Origin of the sequence: Enterococcus massiliensis (genome assembly GCF_001050095.1) — a bacterium.
Taxonomy (GTDB): Bacteria; Bacillota; Bacilli; order Lactobacillales; family Enterococcaceae; genus Enterococcus_C; species Enterococcus_C songbeiensis.
Window position 1 is genome coordinate 265,318 of sequence record NZ_CVRN01000006.1, and the last position, 19,308, is coordinate 284,625.

Consider the following 19,308-nt stretch of genomic DNA (forward strand, 5'->3'; position numbering starts at 1 on the left):
AAGGAAGAGACGATGTTTTTTAGATTTATGCGGGGAGTTGTCCGAGTAGTCTTATTTATTCTAAACGGTAATGCCCATTATCAAAACAAACAAGCCTTACCCAAAAATGAAAATTACATTTTAGTTGCCCCACATCGAACGTGGTGGGACCCTTTGTATTTAGCTGTGGCTGCCAGTCCGAAGAAATTTAGTTTCATGGCAAAAGAAGAGCTGTTTAAAAATCCCGTGCTACGTTTTATTTTAAAGCACGCCAATGCTTTTCCCGTTAAAAGAGACAAGCCAGGTCCAAGCGCGATAAAAACGCCGGTGAAATTACTGAAGGACACCGATTTAAGTCTAGTCATGTTTCCTAGTGGAACAAGACATTCGACGGAGTTAAAAGGTGGTATGGCGTTGATTGCCCGGATGGCAAAGGTTCGTATCGTTCCCAGTGTCTATCAAGGTCCCTTGACCTTTGGCGATCTGCTGAAACGTAAACCTGTGACGATTCGGTTTGGGGAACCCATCGACATCAGCGACATTAAGAAAATGGACAAAGAAGGCTTGGCAGAGGTCGAACGCCGGATTCAACAGGCATTTAATCAACTGGATCAGGAAGTCGATCCTAATTTTGTCTACCCAATCGAGAAGAAAGACTAAGAGAAAGACAGTTTGCGGACTGTTTTTCTCTTTTTTCATTTTCAGAAATGCAGAAAGTGTTATAATGGTTAGAAAGATATTTTTTCGAAGGGCTGTGAAAACGTGCGCTTTTTACATACGGCAGACTGGCACATCGGCAAAAAATTGAATGGCTACGATTTATTCGCCGATCAAAAATACATCTTAAATCAACTTTTGGCACTTGCGAAAAAAGAAGCAGTGGATGCCATCGTGATTGCTGGAGATTTGTACGATCGATCCGTACCGTCAGTAGAAGCGGTGGAAATTTTCAATCAGACGATTATTGAGATGAATTTAGATAATCAGTTTCCCATTTTGGCGATTTCTGGAAACCATGACAGTAGTATTCGTTTGGAAGCGGGGAGTCCGTGGTTTGCTAAGACGAATTTTTATTTGCATACGCGATTGTCTCAAGCTTTTCAGCCAATCGAAATGCAGAATGTCCAATTTTTTTTATTGCCTTACTTCGAGCCTTTTGAGGCACGGTTGTATTTTGATGAAGACCTTCCTACTATTAAAGCTGCCATGCAGCGGGTAGTGGTTGAAATGAAAAAAGCCTTTGATCCAACGAAAAAACAAGTATTGGTCAGTCATTTCTTTGTTGCCGGTAGTAGCCGTACAGACTCGGAGACACAAATTGAAGTCGGAGGGTTAGACGGTGTGCCGGCAGATTTATTGGCGGATTTTGACTATGTTGCATTGGGTCATTTGCACAATAAGGATGCATTGCATTCGGAAAATTGCCAATACAGCGGTGCACCCCTGAAATTTTCGGTTTCGGAAGCTGCACAAAAAAAGGGTGTCTTTTTAGTTGATACCGAAAAAAATACTCGAGAATTTTATCCGTTGACGCCTTTACATGATCTGCAGGAGATTACGGCTTCTTTCAACGAATTGGTGACACCTGAATATTATCAAACACAAGATCGAGAGTTGTTTTTACATATCCAACTAACGGATCAAGCAATCATTCCCAACATGATGAATCAACTGCGGAGCATTTATCCTCGGATTTTAAGTGTGGAACGCAGAGAAGGAATTGCCGAAAAACGACCAACGACAAAATTCAAAAAACGCCTTCAGTCACCACAACAATTAATCGATGGTTTTTTTCAGGAAATGACGGAAACAAAATTGTCGGAAACCCAAGAAGCGTGGCTGGCAAAAGGTCTACAAGCAGTAACCAGAGAAATGAGTGAGGATACATGCAGCCAAGAAAATTAACGATGAAAAATTTTGGTCCCTTTATCAATGAGACGTTAGATTTTGGCGACTTTCAAGAAACGGGGTTATTTCTGGTCAGCGGCAAAACCGGTGCCGGCAAGACCACGATTTTTGACGGGATGACTTACGCACTATTTGGGGAAACCTCCGGCAGTTTGCGTTCTGGAAAAGAAATGCGATCGATGTTTGCCTCGCCGAAAGAAGAAACCTGTGTCACTTTTTCCTTTGAACACCAAGGGCGAAGATATGAAATCGAACGCCGACCAGAGCAAACCTTGCTGAAAAAGCGGGGAGACGGCACAAAGGATCAAGCGGCAAAAGTGACATTGACGGTTTTTGAAAAAGAACAAGCCACCCGCCAATTTTCGAAAAAAAATGAAGTCGACCAATATATCAAAGAATTGCTGCATTTAGATGCCAAGCAATTTTTCCAAATCATTATGCTGCCGCAAGGGGAATTTCGTAATTTTCTGATTGCCTCCAGCAATGATAAAGAGCGGGTTTTGCGAAATTTATTCGGTACGGAACTGTATCAGCAATTGAATGAATGGCTGAAGGAGCAAAGCAAAAAGCAACAACAAAAAATCCAACAACAATTGGCACACGCAGAGACCTTGAAAACCCGGTTTATTTGGCGGAAAGAAGCACCGGTCTCCTTATCCTTGCCGGAAACCTTGACTCAGTGGACTGCTGCATTGCAAGAAGATACACAGCAACTTCAGGAGCTGGAAAAACAACTGGAAACGGCACAAAAAGCACAAAAAGAAGCCGAACAGAAATTTTATCAAGCCAAAGAGCAGCAAGCGTTCTTTGAAGAAATTGCTGAACTGCAACAAAAGCAAGCCAATGGGGAAAAGAAACTGCCCCGGATTTCAGCAAAAAAAATTTTGTTGGACCGACTGATTTGGAGCAAAGAACAACAGGGTCTTTTGGAGCAACAAGCTAGAAATCAACGAAATTATGCACAAGAAACGGCAAGACTGGCTGCTGTAAAAAATGCACAGCGAACACTGGAAGCTGCAAAAAAAAGTTGGCAGGAATGTCGGGAAGAAGTCCAACAAAAGCAAGAGGCATTGCAGCAAAAACAAACCGTCTTGCAGGAAAAAAAATATCTGCTGCCGCTAGTTGCAGAAAGAGAAACTTTGTTGGCACAGCAAACTGCTTTACAGGTAGCCAATAGTAAATTTGTTGCCGAAGAACAACAGCTAGTCAGGGAGCAACAGCAAACTACTCATAAAATAAATGACGCACAAGCGTTGTTGGCGCAAAAAGAAGCTTGGCAGGAGCAAGAAGTACGATTGCTAAAGGCCCAACAGTTGGCAGAAAATAGTCAGAAAAGTCAACAGGCAGTTTCTGTCTTTACAGAAGAAATCTTACAGCAGCAAACCGCATGGACTGTCAAGAATACAGAAAAAGAAAAACTGGCAGAAAATTTAGAAGAGAAAAAGCAACAGGTAGCGATTCTAAAAAGTCAAAACGCTAAAATGCAAATTGCTCGGTTAAGTCTGGATTTACTGGAAGGAGAGCCTTGTCCTGTCTGTGGGGCGACGAGCCATCCACAAGTAGCACAGCATCAAGTATATTCGTTACAAGAAATCAAAGATAACCAACGGAAATTAGAAACAACAGAAGAAGAACTGGGGACAAGCCGGGAAAAACTGGCGACGATTCAACAGCAACAGGCCCAATACGAGCAAGCAGTGCAGGAGCTGGAGCAAAAACTGCAAACAGCAAAAAAAGAACAGCAAGAAACGACACAGAATTTTTGGTTGTTTTTTGATGAACCTTCGTCAGAAAAAACACCGGAGGACTATCTTGCCGCAGTGTTGGCAGTTCATCACCAACAAGCTGCAGACTTTAAAGAAGCGCAACAACGGCTGGATGCTGCTTTCTTAGCCCAAGAAAAAGTAGCGACACAATTGCAAGCCTTAAAAGACAACCAGCAACAGCTTTTGCAGCAAGATCAGCAAATTAGTGGAAAACTGGAAACGTTGACTGGACAGACTGGAAAAGTAACGAAGGAGCAACTAACGGAAGAAATTGCCCGCTTATCCATTGAAATTCAAACATTGCAGGAATTTTTGCAAGCCGATACTGCACAGGAAGAACAGCTAAAGGCAGAAGAAATTTCTTTGCGGGAACAAGACAAACAGCTGTCAAACCAAGTGGTCCAACTTCAGCAGGAACAAGAAGAAATTGAAGGAAACGTTCAGAAAGTTTTAGCTGATTCGCCATTTTCTGTCGAGGAACAACAGCTACGAGAATGGCTGGAGGACAGTGGAGAAATTCCAGCGCTGACGAAAGAAATTGCTGATTTTGAGAAGGAAGCAGAATTTCTAGAACAGCGGCTGCGAGCCTTGCAGGACAAAATAAAAGGCAGCACGCCGCCTGATGTCGGATACTTTATGCAACAACGGCAAGAAGCCGAAACATTGGTTCAAAACATACAGGAACATTTTTTTGAACAAAAAGAACGGCTTGCTCAAAATCAAAAATTGTCGGCAGAATTGACGGAACTTTATAAAAAAAATGCTCAGGAAGTTGAAGCACAAGCCCAACTGCAACAATTATTTCAAACCATCAATGGGGATAATCCGTATAAAACAAGCTTGGAGCGCTATGTACTGCAGGCGTATCTGGCGGAGATTTTAACGTTGGCTAATCAACGACTGCTGCGCTTGACACGGGGCAGGTATCAATTTGAATTGGCAGATCAAGTGAATGGCAATAAAAAGAACACAGGATTAGAGATTAATATTTATGATGACAATGCCGGTGCTTCACGGCGGGCACACACCTTGTCTGGCGGAGAAAGCTTTATTGCAGCGTTGGCATTAGCATTGTCTTTGGCAGATGTCATACAGAATCGTTCTGGGGGAGTCGCTATCGAGGCACTTTTCATCGATGAAGGCTTTGGTTCTTTAGACGAGGAATCGTTGGAAATGGCGATGGAAGCCTTGGAAATGATTGAAAATGAAGGACGGATGATCGGCATTATCAGCCATGTGAGGGAATTGAAAGAACGTGTCACCCAACAATTGTTGGTGCAAACCAATGGCAGCGGACAAAGCACGATTGCTTATCGGTCGTGAGTTTCTAAATCGTTAAAAAAGTTACGGGAAAACAAACCGACAAGGAGGAACCCATGTGAAGTGGAGTATACCAGAAAAAGTAATTGAACGAGGGCGTACATACGTCAAAGAAGGCCGCGTTCTTTCGGTGACCCCGGATCCAGCGAATAAAGTTTGGCATGCAGAGGTTTTAGGTAGTGAATTATATCGTATCGAGTTGGATGCAACGGCGAAAGAGGAAGATTTTTGTCAATGTCCTTACTGGGAAGAACATCACTATTGCAAACACACGGTAGCTGTTGAGCTGTATTTACGGCAACAGGGAAAATCACGAAGTATCCAAGCGGAGGATATTCCGCAAAAAACGATTTTTTCTGCATCAGAGATGTTTACGAATGGTTTTTCTCGATTGCAAAAAGAAGAAGACAAAGAAACGGCTCCATTGACTGTAGAATTTCAACTGGATATTTTGGAGACCAATCCTTACCATGAAGAACTTTCAGTGATCGGTATTTCTGCTCGCTTAGGCTATCAAGAAACTAAGCGGACGTATGTCATTAAAAATATTTATAAATTTTTGCAAGCGAGTCAAGAGCAAAAAAAGATTTTGATCAATAAGCAATATCCTTTCCAATTATCAGAGACGGCTTTTTCCCCGGTAGTCAATGATTTGTTGCGGAAATTGGCGGGTATCGCCCAGACACAACAACTGATTGGACAAGCCGGCATTCAAGTGAAGGGAAAATTGGACAAAAAATATTTACTGTTGCCGGTGGCTTTTGGAAAAGAATTGCTTCAAGAAATGCAAGCGGTGCCCACAACCTTGATCGTTGGGGAAAAGAAACTTTCTAAATTGCAGTTTGCAAAAGAAAGTCATCCGCTGGCCTTTCAACTGACGAAAGACCAAGAGCAGTTCTATTTGACAATTACGAAAAATTTCCAAAAAGTTTTGTCTCACTACAATTGGGGAATTATGGAGAACCAAATTTACCAACTAACTGCGGAACAAATGGCGGTTTATGGTACTTTAGATCAATTGTTGAAACGCTTGGAACAACCAACGATTGAGTACCGTAAAGCAGAATTATCGGCTTTATTTACTCAGGTGCTGCCACTTTTGAGAAAAATTGGTATGGTTACTATTGATCCGGCGGTTTCAGAAGAAATCAGTGATGCGCCATTATCGGTGGCCTTTACCTTGCGGAAGAAAAAAGGACAGATTGCTTTGCAGTTGGATTTTCAGTATGGAGAAGTTATTTTTTCAAGTGATAAAAAACATACGGTTCTTCCCAAAAATCATCCGGAAATTTTGCGTGATATCAAAAATGAACAACGGAGTCGGCATTTACTACAACAGCTGAATTTCTCTCAAACAGAGGAAGGATGGATCAAACCATTGCCGACGGGTGGAGATCTTTTCCGATTCTTTACCACTGAAATTCCCCTCATGCGGCGATTAGGAACCGTACGAATTGGAAAGAAACTGCGGGAAATGTATCTTGATGCCGGTCAACATCGCCCACAAATTGCGGTTTCCGAAGAAGGCTCGTGGCTGGATGTGCGATTTGACATTTCCGGAATCGATGAGCAGGAAATCGATGCAATTTTGGCAGGGTTATTGCGGCAGGATCAATTTTACACGTTGGAAAATGGGCAAGTGCTGTCCCTTGAATCCGAGGAGTTTCAACAAACCAGTGAGATTTTGAAAAAATTCCGGGAAGTAATCCATGCCAAAAAAGGGGTGGTACAGATTCCTCGGCACCAAGGGTTACAGCTGCAAAAACAATTAGCCGACACTTCGGCAACATTTAGTGCTAGTTTTGAACAAATGGCGACTGATTTAACTCATCCGGAAAAATACCTGGCAACCTTGCCAACAGGATTAGAGGCAAATTTGCGGGAATACCAAGTCACGGGATTCCAATGGCTGAAAATGTTGAGTCATTATCAATTTGGTGGTATTTTGGCAGATGAAATGGGTCTTGGGAAAACCTTGCAGACGATTGCTTACCTGCTTTCAGAAAAACAAGAAATCGGTGCAATCCAAGCTCTGATCGTGGCACCCGCCAGTCTAACCTATAACTGGCAACAGGAAATCAAACGCTTTGCCCCTAATCTTAAGGCGCAAGTGGTGACTGGTAATCGTCAAGAACGAGAATCTTTGCTGACGGAAGAAGCGGATATTTTTATTACTTCTTATGCAAGTTTGCGGCAAGACATCGATCGTTATCAGGAAATGCACTTGAATTATTTGATTTTGGATGAGGCTCAGATGGTAAAAAACAGCAGCACAAAAACTGCGCAAGCCTTGCGTTCTTTGCAAATTTTACATCGGTTTGCTTTGAGCGGAACACCAATTGAAAATAATTTGACGGAGCTGTGGTCCTTGTTCCAAATGATTATGCCGGGCTTTTTCCCAAATAAGTATTCTTTTCGGGAAATGGCGGCCGAAGAAATTGCTAAAATGATTAAGCCGTTTATTTTACGACGAGACAAGAAAACCGTTCTTCAAGACCTGCCGGAAAAAATCGAAACCAATTATTATAGTGTACTGACAGAGGATCAAAAACGAATTTATCTGGCGTATCTGCGACAAATGCAAGAGGAAATTACTCAAATGGATGCGGCGACCTTCAAGAAAAACCGGATTAGTATTCTTGCGGGACTTACCCGTTTGCGGCAAATCTGTTGTGATCCCAAACTCTTTTTGGATGATTACGAAGGTACCTCTGGAAAATTAGAACAAGCCAAAGATTTGATTGTGGCGGCAAAGGATAATAACCGGCGAATTTTATTGTTCTCTCAATTTACCAGCATGCTGTCAATCATTGAAGAAGAATTGCAGGAAATGGGATTGGAGTGCTTTTATTTACGAGGCAGTACGCCACCAAAGGAACGAATCAAAATGGTGGAAGCCTTCAATCGAGGAGAAAGAGATGTCTTTTTGATTTCCTTGAAAGCTGGAGGAACCGGCTTGAACTTGACCGGTGCCGACACCGTGATTCTCTACGATTTGTGGTGGAATCCTGCAGTGGAAGAACAAGCAGCAGCACGGGCACACCGAATTGGGCAGAAAAAAGTCGTTGAGGTGTGGCGACTGATTGCAGAAGGAACAATCGAGGAACGCATGGATTCATTACAAAATGAAAAACGAGAGCTGTTCCAAAAAGTGATCCAAGGAAACGAAACCCAACTGCAACAAATGACCGAAGAGGATATTCGAATGATTTTGAGTATTGGTGAAGAAGTAGAATAGAAAAGTTCGAAGAATGTCTGTGAGACACGTGCGAGGAAGATGCTGGAAAGGTGAAATCTGGTAAATTTTCTCGGGCGTGTTTTTAGACATTCAACGGCAAAAAAAGGGTAAGTTCACATATGGGAGGGAACGACATGACGCGAAAGCTTAGTGAAGAGATTGAGTTTTACAGGCAACAGGTTTATGAAGGCAGCCCGATTTGCAATGCCTATAGTAACTTGATTTTTTTTGTTCAAAAACTACGGACTGATTTTTCCAAAGCAACGACGGAGTATAAAGTAGGGAGTATCTCGCTGGGGTACATGGATTATACCTATTTTCCATTTTTTGACGAATTTCTCAGGGAGAAGAAACTTAGATTTGGACTTGTTTTAAACCATCATCAGCTCCGATTTGAGTTGTGGGTAATGGCACAAAATGCAGAAGAACAAATACGCCAGTGGGAGAAACTGAAAAATCTCAGTTGGAATCAAGAAAAGCAAGCGATGCCCAAGTATACGATGCTTGATGTTGTGATTGAAAAGGACCCAAATTTTGAGGATTTAGAATTGTTGTCAGATGCAATTATTCAAAAATCCTTAGCCGAAGCAAAAAAAATCTATCCTTTTTTAGAGTGATCTCAAAAAGTTAGGCATTCAAGGAGTGGAGAAATCCCCTCCTTTTTTCATGTAATAAGAGCATTGAAAAATCGTTCATTTGAATTTGACCCTATAGTTAGTCATAAAAATACCACCCACAAAAGTTCGATTTTTGGTCTAACTTTTTGGGGGTGGTTCATTTTAGAATAGATTTTTCTATTTCTTAGCAAACGGGTGAATAACCTAGTCCAGGGATAGAACGAAGCCTAGATAAAAATAGCTTGAATCGTAGGGAAAATTTGATCAAAAGAAGTCAATTCGATGTCATGGATGTGCTGTTCACCTGTTGGCACTTTACGATTACGATGATTGAACCACAGGGATTTCCAGCCGGCTTTTTTTGAGCCTACGACATCATTTTCAAAACTGTCACCGATGTACAGAGTGTTTTTCCGTTGCATTTCAAAATTTCTTTCAGCTAAATGAAAAATTTCTGCATCCGGTTTTTGAAATCCAGTCGCTTGGGAAATAAGGACATGTTCTTTGTTGACCCAGTCCAATAAATCTAATTGCAACACCTTTTTGTACTGATGGTCGGTGGGGCCGTTGGTGATGATACCAATCGGAATTTGTTTTTTCTTCAAAAAATCCAACGTCTTTTTGATTTCTTTATGCATCGTGATGGCATCCAGTTCTTCTTCGTAAATCTGTTGGAACTGCAAGGCTTCTGCTTCGGTGATGTGGGGATAATCGAGATCCTTCAAAGATTGGCTGATACGGAAGGTTCGCATGTAACTTAGCGTCCATTCCTCCGTGATTACTTTGCCAAAATTTTCATCGCTATGGACACGAAAACGCAAATACAAGTCACTCATGTCTTCCGGAGTCACTAAAGGGAATAAACGGGTCACTGCATTTCTAAAGGGTTGTTGCTGGTCATAAATCGTATCATCTACGTCAAAAACTACTGATTCAATCAAAAAAATTGCCACGCCTTTCAATTTCTGTAAGTTTTCAAAAAAGATTCCTGATTCATTCTAGCGGAATTTAAGCGGAAAAGAAAGACGATAAAGCCCGATAAATAAAGGTTTTATCTACTTAATTTCGTATTTTACGATAAGGACAAGGTTTATCGATTTTCAGTTTTTTTGACCGAAAAATGATTTTGCAACCAGTGAAAGTTTGATTATAATGGATGAAGTACCTTAAAGCTGTTGTTTATTGGAAGGATTAGCTCGAAAAGAAGATTGGTAGAATGCTGACAAAAATTTTCTACCTGAAAATGAAGGAGGATACCCATTGTTAAAACGTTTTTTTAGTTATTATCGTCCCTATAAGAAATTATTTATTTTAGATTTTTCCTGCGCTGTTTTGGCTGGTCTGCTGGAGCTGGCTTTTCCAGTTGCGGTCAATCAAGTGATTGACAAGATCATGCCGATGAAAAATTTTCGGATTATTCTACTGGCTTGTTTGGCGTTGCTGGTTTTTTATCTTTTGAACACTGTCTTACAATATATCGTTGTCTTTTTCGGTCATAAGCTGGGGGTCAACATTGAAACGGATATGCGTCGGGAATTGTTCCGGCATTTGCAAAAGCAATCTTTTGAATACTATGACAATCAAAAGACCGGGAAGCTGATTAGTCGCCTGACCACAGATCTTTTTGAAATTTCGGAGGTTGCCCATCATGGACCGGAAGATGTTTTTATCACGATCATGACGTTGATTGGTGCTTTTTTATTGATGCTGCATACCCATGTGCAGTTGGCAATTGCGACGTTTGCGTTGTTGCCGTTGATTACAATTGCATTGGTCTTTTTCAATAAAAAAATGACCAAGGTCAACACGAAAATTTATGAAAATCTTGGGGAATTCAATGCGGGAGTAGAAGCTTCAGTCAGTGGTATCCGTGTCACCCAATCCTTTGCGAATGAATCGTTTGAGGCAAAGCGTTTTGATGGATTGAGCGAAGCTTATCGACAATCAAAGATTACTTTCTATAAAGTGATGGCGTTAAGTTCTTCTTATAATTACTTTTTGATCCGTCTAATCAATTTGTTTGCCTTGATATTCGGTGCTTATTATACGATTCGCCAAGAAATCACGTATGGAGATTTTGTCGGCTTTATTCTTTTATCCAATGTTTTTGTTCGTCCTATCGAAAAGGTCAACACCATGATCGAAAGTTACCCAAAAGGTATCGCCGGTTTCAAACGGCTGACGGAAGAATTGGACAAAAAATCGCTGATTGTTGATCGTCCAGATGCAGTTGCGGTGGATCATTTGAACGGGCATATTATTTATGAGGATGTTTCCTTTTCCTATATGGATTCTCAAAAAGTTTTGAATCATATTAATTTAGAGATTCACCCGGGAGAAACGGTGGCTTTCGTCGGTCAAAGCGGTTCTGGGAAAACGACATTGTGTAATCTGTTGCCCCGATTTTATGAGGTGACGGAAGGCAAGATTACTATCGATGGTCGAGATATCCGATCCATGACGTTAGAATCTTTACGAGATCAAATCGGGATTGTTCAACAGGATGTCTTTTTGTTCCCAGGAACGATTCGGGAAAATATTGCGTATGGAAAATTGGAAGCTAGTGAAGCAGAGATTTTGCAGGCGGTGTCATTGGCACATTTAGACGGTGTGATTCAGCAAATGAAGGATGGATTGGATACCGTGATTGGAGAACGGGGCGTTAAACTTTCCGGAGGACAAAAGCAGCGGGTCGCGATTGCACGGATGTTTTTGAAGAATCCGCCTATCTTGATTTTGGATGAAGCAACCTCGGCTTTGGACACAGAAACAGAACAAGTTATCCAAGAATCACTGAATTCCCTTGCGAAAGGACGAACAACGATGATTATTGCCCATCGTTTGGCAACCATCAAGCATGCTACCCGAATTATCGTGGTCAGTGATCAAGGAATTTTAGAACAAGGAACCCACGAAGAATTGATGACTAAACATGGACATTATCGGGGATTGTATGATGCGCAATTCAGAAAATAGTCAAATATTCATAAAAAAAAGCTGATTTTAGAATAAAATCAGCTTTTTTAGGGTTTTTTTTATGTTTTTTAATACATTCTTCTTTGTGAAAGTTCTTATGAAAGAACTAAAAAAACGGAAAGAATAAAAAGAAGTGTTTTTTTTAAAATAAAGAAGCTTTCTTTCAAAAAGATAATACAGATTTTGCGCATCCTTTTCTTAACAAATAACTAAAAATATGTTTTGTAATCAGCATCACTGTTATTTCGGTCATTTGTTCGAAAGAGACTTGTGGTCGATTTTCTCATAATGGCAAGTTTTTCAGATGATTCCAGACAAGAATAATTCTTAATAGAAAAAAATTAAAAAACATTTTTTATAGAAATAACAATGTTTCTTCACTTTTCTATGTTATAAATAATACAGTTTGAAAGAACTGTTGTATAAGAGAAGTTTTATTGGAAATAAATGTGAAAATACTCATTTTAGAAAAATGAAAAAGCATGAAAGCGTATGTTTATAACGGTTATATTATTTTGAATCGATTACTTTTATTAAAAAAAGTTAAAAAAGTACTGGATATTTAAGTGAGTATTCGATATAATATAATCATATTAAAGATAAAGAGATTGCTGTTACAGAATCCTTTATATAATAAAAAGGAGTGATACCGTTGTTGACACTTTATACTTCCCCAAGCTGTACGTCATGCAGAAAAGCTCGTGCGTGGTTGCAAGAGCACGAAATTCCGTTCGTTGAAAGAAATATTTTTTCCGAACCGTTGAATATCTCTGAGTTAAAGGCCATTTTGCAAATGACTGAAGACGGAACAGAAGAAATTATTTCTACCCGCTCGAAAGTTTTTCAAAAATTGAATATCGATTTAGATGAGTTGCCATTGCCAGAGTTATTGGATCTTGTCCAAAAAAATCCTGGACTTTTGCGCCGTCCGATTATGATCGATGAAAAACGTCTGCAAGTTGGTTTCAACGAAGACGAGATTCGTCGCTTCTTACCAAGAGAAGTACGACAATTAGAATTACGGCATGCACAGCTCATGGCTGGATTATAGAAGAAAAAACGAAGGGAAGCAGGTTGAAAACGATCTGCTTCCTTTTTTTGACAAAGGAGAACAACTTCTCGTCTAAGCAGGGAAGTACTAGGAAGAAAAGCGCAGCCAAAAAATTATTTTCTTTCTATTAGGAATTGTAGTTTTTGCTTTACTTTTCCTTTTCTTCCGTTACAATGTAGCTATAATGCGAGTACAAAAGTGAGGTGTAGCTAAGATGGAAATGGAACATATCAATGAAAATACGATTCGTGTGATGATCAAGGGTGAAGATTTAGCTGCTCGAGGAATCACTTTTCTGGACTTGCTGGGCAACCAAAATGAAATTGAAAACTTTTTCTACAGCATTTTAGAAGAGGTCGATATTGATGAAGAATTCAAAGGCAGCGATGCAGTTACTTTTCAAGTTCTTCCGAAGGGTGACGGATTAGAATTATTTATCAGCAAAAATCTTCAACCAGAAGACCTGTCCCAATTTGAAGAAATGGGTAGCGGTTCACCAGAAGAAATCACTGACTTTTTGAAAAAACACGTGGCAGATCAACTGGAAGAAAATACCAAACCAGAGGAAGTCAAACGTCATTTTGTTTTAGAGATGGTGGATTTTGAACAGATGATCCAATTGGCTAATGAGGTCCAATTAGATTGTGCAATCACTGACCTTTATGAAATGAACGATTTCTACTTTTTGGAAATCCAATTTCTTGATGAGTTGATTCTTGACAGCGAGGTCAAAGATATTTTATCTCACTTATCTGAATTTGCTCGAAAAAGCCATGTGACGCCGGAAGTTTTGGCAGAACATGGGAAACAGTTGATGGAACATGATGCATTAGCATTGACCCGTCATTATTTTCATTAAACCCGAACACTTGCTTCGTTTCAAGCAAGTGTTTTTTTGTGGAAAAAAATCAAACTTGCGTATTTTTTCTTGAGGTGATTTTTATGTTAGTTGCACGAAATCAAGAAGAATTGATTGCAAGCTTTGATTATCAGAAAAAAATTCAAGATCGTTTGGTTTGCCCAAGTTGTGGAAAACCGGTTCGCTTTAAACAAGGTAGTCGAAAAATTCCCCACTTTGCTCATGTTAAAGCGGATTGCCAATCATTTAGTGAAGGAGAAACTTGGGAACATGTAGAGGGAAAACGCATGATTATGGAAACTTTCCCCATGAAGCAGGCAAAACTCGAAGCTTATCTGCCAAATTTAAAACAGCGTCCGGATGTCTTGTGGGAAAAGCGTGCGATTGAGTTTCAGTGCTCTTCTTTGCCTTTTGTTCGATTTTTGGAACGGACAGAAAATTATCAGCGCCATGGGTATCATCCATGGTGGATTTTGGGGAGCCGTTTTTTTCCCACGACTCAGTTGAGCCAATTTCAAAAAGCTTGTTGCAGACTTTCTCAATCAGGTATTCATTTTTGGTGTCTGGATGTTGCAGCCCAACGCCTTCAAAAGGTTTCGCTTTCCTCATGGCATTATCAACAAGGAATTTCATTTGACATCAAAAGCTGGAACCTGAAAAAGAAGTGGCAAATGAGTCGCCAACAAAGGGTAGCTCCTACTGCATGGCAAGCCCGTCACTATCGAGACCATCTTACCCGCAAATTGCAACGTTGCCATAAACCTACTTTGTTACTACAAGAACAACTTTATTTTCGACATCAATCCTTAAATACACTGCCCGATTGGTGTTATCAGCCGAGCTTGGGGTATTTCTTTTTTGCAGATCGTATGCTGCTGTTACGGAGTTTTTTTGAAGCAGGCTTGCCTTTTGAGGAATGGAAAGAAAAAATTCAACAACTTAACTGGGACTGGTCCTTTCCTATGATTTCTCAGGAAATCGTTTTACAAAAGTGCTACCTTGAATGCCAAGTGCTTACGCAAAGATAAAAAAGAAAATTCAGACTTTTTACACATTTTTTTGAAAATAATATGATAAGATAGAATCAGTTGCACAAGGAGTTTAGTTCCTCTTTTATCAAGATGACTAGTGGAATGAGGATAGGGCGAGAGAACGTGACTAAATTTTCTATTAAGAAAATTTAATACATTAAAAAGAACAAGGATATCAGTTCCCCTTTTGCCAAGATGACTAGTGGAATGAGGATAGGGCGAGAGAATGCGACTAAATTTTCTATTAAGAAAATTTAATACATTAAAAAGAACAAGGATATCAGTTCCTCTTTTGCCAAGATGACTAGTGGAATGAGGATAGGGCGAGAGAATGCGACTAAATTTTCTATTAAGAAAATTTAATACATTAAAAAGAACAAGGATATCAGTTCCCCTTTTATCAAGATGACTAGTGGAATGATATACGGCGTGAAAATCAGACTAAATTTTCTATTAAGAAAATTTAATACATTAAAAAGAACAAGGAGTGGATAAGATGTCAGAAACAAAACAATTGCCAACAAGAGACGCGTTATCAGAAGAAGTTACATGGGATTTAACCAAAATTTTTGCTGATGATGCGGCCTTCGATTCAGCTTTTACTTCTTTGACAGAAGAATTGAAGCGTTCAGAAAAATATCAAGGAACTTTAGCTGATGGTGCAGCGGCTTTCCTAGCGGCTTTGGAATATGTTCTTGAAGTTTCCCGAAATTTGGAAACCTTATATGTGTATTCACATCTGAAAAATGACCAAGATACAGCTAATACCACCTATCAAGCAATTTATGCTCGTGCCAGCAGTTTATTAGCACAAGCCAGCGAAGCGATTTCCTGGTTTGAACCAGAAGTTTTAAAATTAAGTGATGAAAAAATTTGGCATTACTTTGAAGAAGAACCAAAATTAAGTGACTATCGTCATTATGTGAAGCAAATCGTTGACAACCGTCCTCATGTTTTGCCAGCAGAACAAGAATCATTGTTGGCAGGGGCAAGTGAAGTCTTTGGTGCGTCCAGCAATACGTTTGCTATTTTGAACAACGCCGATTTAGTGTTTCCAACGATCACTGATGAAAAAGGCGAAAAAATCCAACTTTCTCATGGAGTTTACGGTCAATTAATGGAAAATACAGATCGTGAAGTTCGTGCAGCAGCTTTCAAAGGATTGTATAGTGTCTATGAACAATTCCGCAATACGTTTGCTTCTACCTTGAGCGCCCACGTTAAGGGACACAATTTTAAAGCAAAAGTCCGCAACTATGATTCTGCTCGGGCGGCATCTTTAGCGGCTAATCATATCCCAGAAAGTGTGTATGATACATTAGTAAATGTGGTGAATAAGCATTTGCCATTGCTACATCGCTATGTTGCTTTGCGAAAACGATTATTGAAGGTCGACGAATTGCATATGTATGATATGTACACACCAGTTCTAGGGGAAGCACCAATTTCTTATAATTTTGACGATGCAAAGAAAAAAGCACTCGAAGCTTTGCAACCAATGGGAGAAGAATATTTGAAGGTGGTAGAAGAAGCCTTTGCCAGCCGTTGGATCGATGTAGTCGAAAATAAAGGCAAACGCAGCGGCGCTTATTCTTCCGGTGCTTACGATACAGCGCCTTATATTTTATTGAATTGGCATGATACCTTGGACCAATTATTTACGCTAGTTCATGAAATGGGTCATAGTGTCCATAGCTACTTTACTAGAAACAATCAACCTTACGTTTATGGGGATTATTCCATTTTCTTGGCAGAGATTGCTTCAACCACTAACGAAAATATTTTAACCGAATATTTATTAAAAACCGAAACAGATCCTCGGGTTAAAGCGTATGTATTGAATCACTATTTAGACGGATTCAAGGGAACGATTTTCCGTCAAACACAATTTGCGGAATTTGAGCATTTTATTCATACAGAAGATGCTAAAGGGGTGCCATTGACCAGCGAATATTTAAGTGATTATTATGGTGAATTGAACGCAAAATATTACGGTCCAAGTGTAGAAAAAGATCCGGAAATCAAACTAGAATGGTCTCGAATTCCTCATTTTTATTACAATTATTATGTATACCAATATTCAACTGGGTTTTCTGCAGCTTCTGCTTTGGCGAAAAAGATTTTAGATCAAGAGCCTCACGCATTGGAAAACTATTTAACCTATCTGAAATCTGGCAACAGCGATTACCCAATCGAAGTAATGAAAAAAGCAGGGGTAGATATGACTCAAGCCGCATATATCGAAGATGCGATGAAAGTCTTTGAACAACGCTTAAATGAACTTGAAAAAGTAGTAGCTGAACTCGAATAATAGAAAAAGGATAAGGCAGCTGGTCGTTATGATCAGTTGTCTTATCCTTTTTAAACGAGTTTTAAGTGAGCGATTCGCCGCTCATTTTCACGAGTTAAGTAGCCTTCAATATGAAAAATTTGATAATTTTCATCTGTAGTCTGACAAAGTTTTGGCAGATCTTTTAACGCTTCTGCGCCTTCCAACAAAACCCCATAATCTCTTTCACAAGCATAGTTGTAGACGACACAGGAAGGATGTTTGACGATTCCCATTTCATGAGCAATCATTTGATCGGCTTGGAACAGGTCACGTACAAGTTGGGTTGAACGGTCTTCTTGGAACATCAACAAATCGCCGCCACTTTCTAAAACCAATTCTTCCACTAATTCAGAAGAATAGTTTCTTTTAAGGCAGCCGACTGCATGTTGCAGCTTCATCAGAAAATCTCTGGCACGTTTTCTGCCTTGCAGCTGAATCGTTTTGCAATCCAATGCCGCAGCGTATGTATCTTCAAATAAAGTGTTTCGAGCAAGGATATCATGTTTTTCAATTCCTCGTCGTGTCATGATATCGCTAATCGTTGTCATGTTAACGAGTGGCAAGACACGAAATTGGATCTTTTTCTTGCTTTTTTCTATGTATTTCAGCATATCTAATTCTGACTGTAGACAAACTGGCCCCAACGGATTGACAAATAGATAAATCTCGATCAACTGAATCTCCCCCAAATTTAGATCCTACACAGTAATATTCTTATGGTTAACTTAACAGAAAAAATAAAAAAAGAAAAATAAAGCGCTTGTTAGTTGGCAGACAGTGCCCGTAAAATTTTGTTTTGTGCCGGAATGTAGGGAATCTCCAATTTTTTCAATAATTGTTGAAATGCTTCTGCCCCATTTTGGGCATTCACCACTTCCAACTCTAATTCAAAATCATGGTGTTCTCCATACCAGCTTTCATCCAACGCCAAAAGACCTTCAAGGATCCTACCTTCCGCTCTACTGGTTTTTAAGCAGGCCGTTTCCCGTAAATCTTCTGGTGAAAGCCCGTGAGCAATCAAGTAATCTGCGACTGTGCCAGTTGTCGGAAGCTGTTGTTTTTTTACATAGTTGTGTGCTTCATCAAGAGACAAACGATCTGTAGTTTCCAATAATCCTTCTGTAAGAGGTGTTTTCAATGTCAGTTCAGCGTGATCCGCTAGCAGACGAATCCGTAAACCCCAATGCATTTTCCGTAAGTGGGCATCTTCGGTGTCGTAATAATGATTTTCCTGTAGATGAAAATCAGACGTTTGAAATTGAAAATACGTTTGCAGTCGGAGAAAATCTTTTTCAGTAATCATTGTTTTGAATTCGATTTCAACTGATTTCATTCTTTTCACTCTTTTCCGTATTTTTATATTTTGTCATAAAATGGCAGGAAACGTCAATGAAAAGAGGTATTTTTGACAAAAATTTGCGCTTTTTTAATAAACGATGTTTTTTCATTATCGGCCGAAAAAATAGAATCATTTTCTGTCAGCGATTGGGTACTAAAGATTTTGCTTCCTTTATGGTAAAATGTAGATTGAATGCTATAAGAAAATCGAGGGATCAATATGGAACGAGATTGGGAAGGCTTTTTAGCTCCTTATGAACAAACAGTTTCAGAATTAAAAGTGAAATTGCGGGGAATCCGCAAACAATTTCGCGAACAGAATCGACATGTACCAATTGAATTTGTAACCGGTCGTGTGAAACCGGTAGACAGCATCATCACAAAAAGTCAGATTCGGCATATCCCGATGGAACGTCTGGAAGAAGAAATGTCCGACATCGCCGGCTTGCGAATTATGTGTCAATTTGTTGAAGATATCCATCAAGTTGTCCAAATATTGCGAAATCGTAAAGACATGAAAGTCATCATCGAACGGGATTACATCACCAATAAAAAAGCCAGTGGCTATCGTTCGTACCATTTGGTGATTGAGTATCCAGTCCAATTGATCAGCGGAGAGAAGAAAATTTTGGCGGAGATTCAAATTCGGACTTTGGCAATGAATTTTTGGGCGACGATTGAACATTCGTTAAATTATAAATACCAAGGTGCTTTTCCAGAAGAGATGAGTGAACGGTTGAAACGTGCGGCAGAAGCTGCCTATCAATTGGATGAAGAAATGTCCAGTATTCGAGAAGAAATCCAAGAAGCCCAGCGATTATTTTCCCATGGGCGAGGAAAATCCGATGATGTGTATTATCGTGCGTCCATCGATCAGGAGGAGGAATGAGCAG

Annotated in this window: 14 protein-coding genes; 11 read left to right on the forward strand and 3 right to left on the reverse strand. The window is 39.8% G+C overall.

What is annotated here, in order from left to right:
- Nucleotides 1-12 precede the first annotated feature (12 nt).
- The 5 genes from BN1875_RS06010 (at nt 13) to BN1875_RS06030 (ending at nt 8,828) form a co-directional block, all read left to right on the forward strand.
- Nucleotides 13-639, forward strand: coding sequence for a lysophospholipid acyltransferase family protein (locus BN1875_RS06010; protein WP_048603945.1), 627 nt, complete (start codon nt 13-15; stop codon nt 637-639).
- A 102-nt stretch (nt 640-741) separates the two neighbouring features.
- The gene (locus tag BN1875_RS06015; RefSeq protein ID WP_048603946.1) at nt 742-1,884 is read left to right on the forward strand and encodes an exonuclease SbcCD subunit D; all 1,143 of its coding nucleotides are present in this window, start codon (nt 742-744) and stop codon (nt 1,882-1,884) included.
- Nucleotides 1,866-4,976 (forward strand): AAA family ATPase, encoded by a 3,111-nt coding sequence (locus BN1875_RS06020; protein WP_048603947.1) that lies wholly within the window; start codon nt 1,866-1,868, stop codon nt 4,974-4,976. The genes BN1875_RS06015 and BN1875_RS06020 overlap by 19 nt, the downstream gene beginning before the upstream one ends.
- A 55-nt stretch (nt 4,977-5,031) precedes the next feature.
- The gene (locus BN1875_RS06025; RefSeq protein ID WP_048603948.1) at nt 5,032-8,211 is read left to right on the forward strand and encodes a DEAD/DEAH box helicase; all 3,180 of its coding nucleotides are present in this window, start codon (nt 5,032-5,034) and stop codon (nt 8,209-8,211) included.
- Nucleotides 8,212-8,345: 134 nt separating this feature from the next.
- Nucleotides 8,346-8,828 carry a DUF7000 family protein gene (locus BN1875_RS06030; RefSeq protein WP_048603949.1) on the forward strand — a complete coding sequence of 161 codons (483 nt, stop codon included), beginning with the start codon at nt 8,346-8,348 and terminating at the stop codon, nt 8,826-8,828.
- Nucleotides 8,829-9,055: 227 nt separating this feature from the next.
- Here the strand turns inward: BN1875_RS06030 and BN1875_RS06035 are convergent, their stop codons facing one another.
- Nucleotides 9,056-9,769 (reverse strand): HAD family hydrolase, encoded by a 714-nt coding sequence (locus BN1875_RS06035; RefSeq protein WP_048604187.1) that lies wholly within the window; start codon nt 9,767-9,769, stop codon nt 9,056-9,058.
- A 319-nt stretch (nt 9,770-10,088) separates the two neighbouring features.
- On the opposite strand from BN1875_RS06035, the gene BN1875_RS06040 reads away from it, so the two are divergent.
- From BN1875_RS06040 to pepF, 5 genes are all read left to right on the forward strand, one after another.
- Nucleotides 10,089-11,804, forward strand: coding sequence for an ABC transporter ATP-binding protein (locus BN1875_RS06040; RefSeq protein WP_048603950.1), 1,716 nt, complete (start codon nt 10,089-10,091; stop codon nt 11,802-11,804).
- Between the two features lie 652 nt (nt 11,805-12,456).
- Complete coding sequence (spxA, locus tag BN1875_RS06045) at nt 12,457-12,855, forward strand: transcriptional regulator SpxA (RefSeq protein WP_048603951.1); 399 nt, start codon at nt 12,457-12,459, stop codon at nt 12,853-12,855.
- Between the two features lie 214 nt (nt 12,856-13,069).
- Nucleotides 13,070-13,714 carry an adaptor protein MecA gene (locus BN1875_RS06050; RefSeq protein WP_048603952.1) on the forward strand — a complete coding sequence of 215 codons (645 nt, stop codon included), beginning with the start codon at nt 13,070-13,072 and terminating at the stop codon, nt 13,712-13,714.
- Between the two features lie 83 nt (nt 13,715-13,797).
- Nucleotides 13,798-14,742: a competence protein CoiA gene (locus BN1875_RS06055; RefSeq protein ID WP_048603953.1), complete on the forward strand. Its 945-nt coding sequence runs from the start codon at nt 13,798-13,800 to the stop codon at nt 14,740-14,742.
- A gap of 499 nt (nt 14,743-15,241) precedes the next feature.
- Nucleotides 15,242-17,056, forward strand: coding sequence for an oligoendopeptidase F (pepF, locus tag BN1875_RS06060; protein ID WP_048603954.1), 1,815 nt, complete (start codon nt 15,242-15,244; stop codon nt 17,054-17,056).
- Nucleotides 17,057-17,106: 50 nt separating this feature from the next.
- Here the strand turns inward: pepF and BN1875_RS06065 are convergent, their stop codons facing one another.
- The gene (locus tag BN1875_RS06065) at nt 17,107-17,751 is read right to left on the reverse strand and encodes a DsbA family protein (RefSeq protein WP_048603955.1); all 645 of its coding nucleotides are present in this window, start codon (nt 17,749-17,751) and stop codon (nt 17,107-17,109) included.
- Nucleotides 17,752-17,840: 89 nt separating this feature from the next.
- Nucleotides 17,841-18,410, reverse strand: coding sequence for a CYTH domain-containing protein (locus BN1875_RS06070; RefSeq protein ID WP_048603956.1), 570 nt, complete (start codon nt 18,408-18,410; stop codon nt 17,841-17,843).
- A gap of 225 nt (nt 18,411-18,635) precedes the next feature.
- On the opposite strand from BN1875_RS06070, the gene BN1875_RS06075 reads away from it, so the two are divergent.
- On the forward strand, nt 18,636-19,304 hold the full coding sequence (locus BN1875_RS06075) for a GTP diphosphokinase (RefSeq protein ID WP_048603957.1): 669 nt from the start codon (nt 18,636-18,638) through the stop codon (nt 19,302-19,304).
- The last annotated feature ends 4 nt before the right edge of the window (nt 19,305-19,308 follow it).

What these genes read in the sequence shown, in the direction of transcription:
- BN1875_RS06055 (WP_048603953.1), top strand. Translation starts at nt 13,798, where the DNA reads ATGTTAGTTGCACGAAATCAAGAAGAATTGATTGCAAGCTTTGATTAT.
- BN1875_RS06075 (WP_048603957.1), top strand. Translation starts at nt 18,636, where the DNA reads ATGGAACGAGATTGGGAAGGCTTTTTAGCTCCTTATGAACAAACAGTT.
- pepF (WP_048603954.1), top strand. Translation starts at nt 15,242, where the DNA reads ATGTCAGAAACAAAACAATTGCCAACAAGAGACGCGTTATCAGAAGAA.
- BN1875_RS06030 (WP_048603949.1), top strand. Translation starts at nt 8,346, where the DNA reads ATGACGCGAAAGCTTAGTGAAGAGATTGAGTTTTACAGGCAACAGGTT.
- BN1875_RS06070 (WP_048603956.1), bottom strand. Translation starts at nt 18,410, where the DNA reads ATGAAATCAGTTGAAATCGAATTCAAAACAATGATTACTGAAAAAGAT.
- BN1875_RS06050 (WP_048603952.1), top strand. Translation starts at nt 13,070, where the DNA reads ATGGAAATGGAACATATCAATGAAAATACGATTCGTGTGATGATCAAG.
- BN1875_RS06020 (WP_048603947.1), top strand. Translation starts at nt 1,866, where the DNA reads ATGCAGCCAAGAAAATTAACGATGAAAAATTTTGGTCCCTTTATCAAT.
- BN1875_RS06010 (WP_048603945.1), top strand. Translation starts at nt 13, where the DNA reads ATGTTTTTTAGATTTATGCGGGGAGTTGTCCGAGTAGTCTTATTTATT.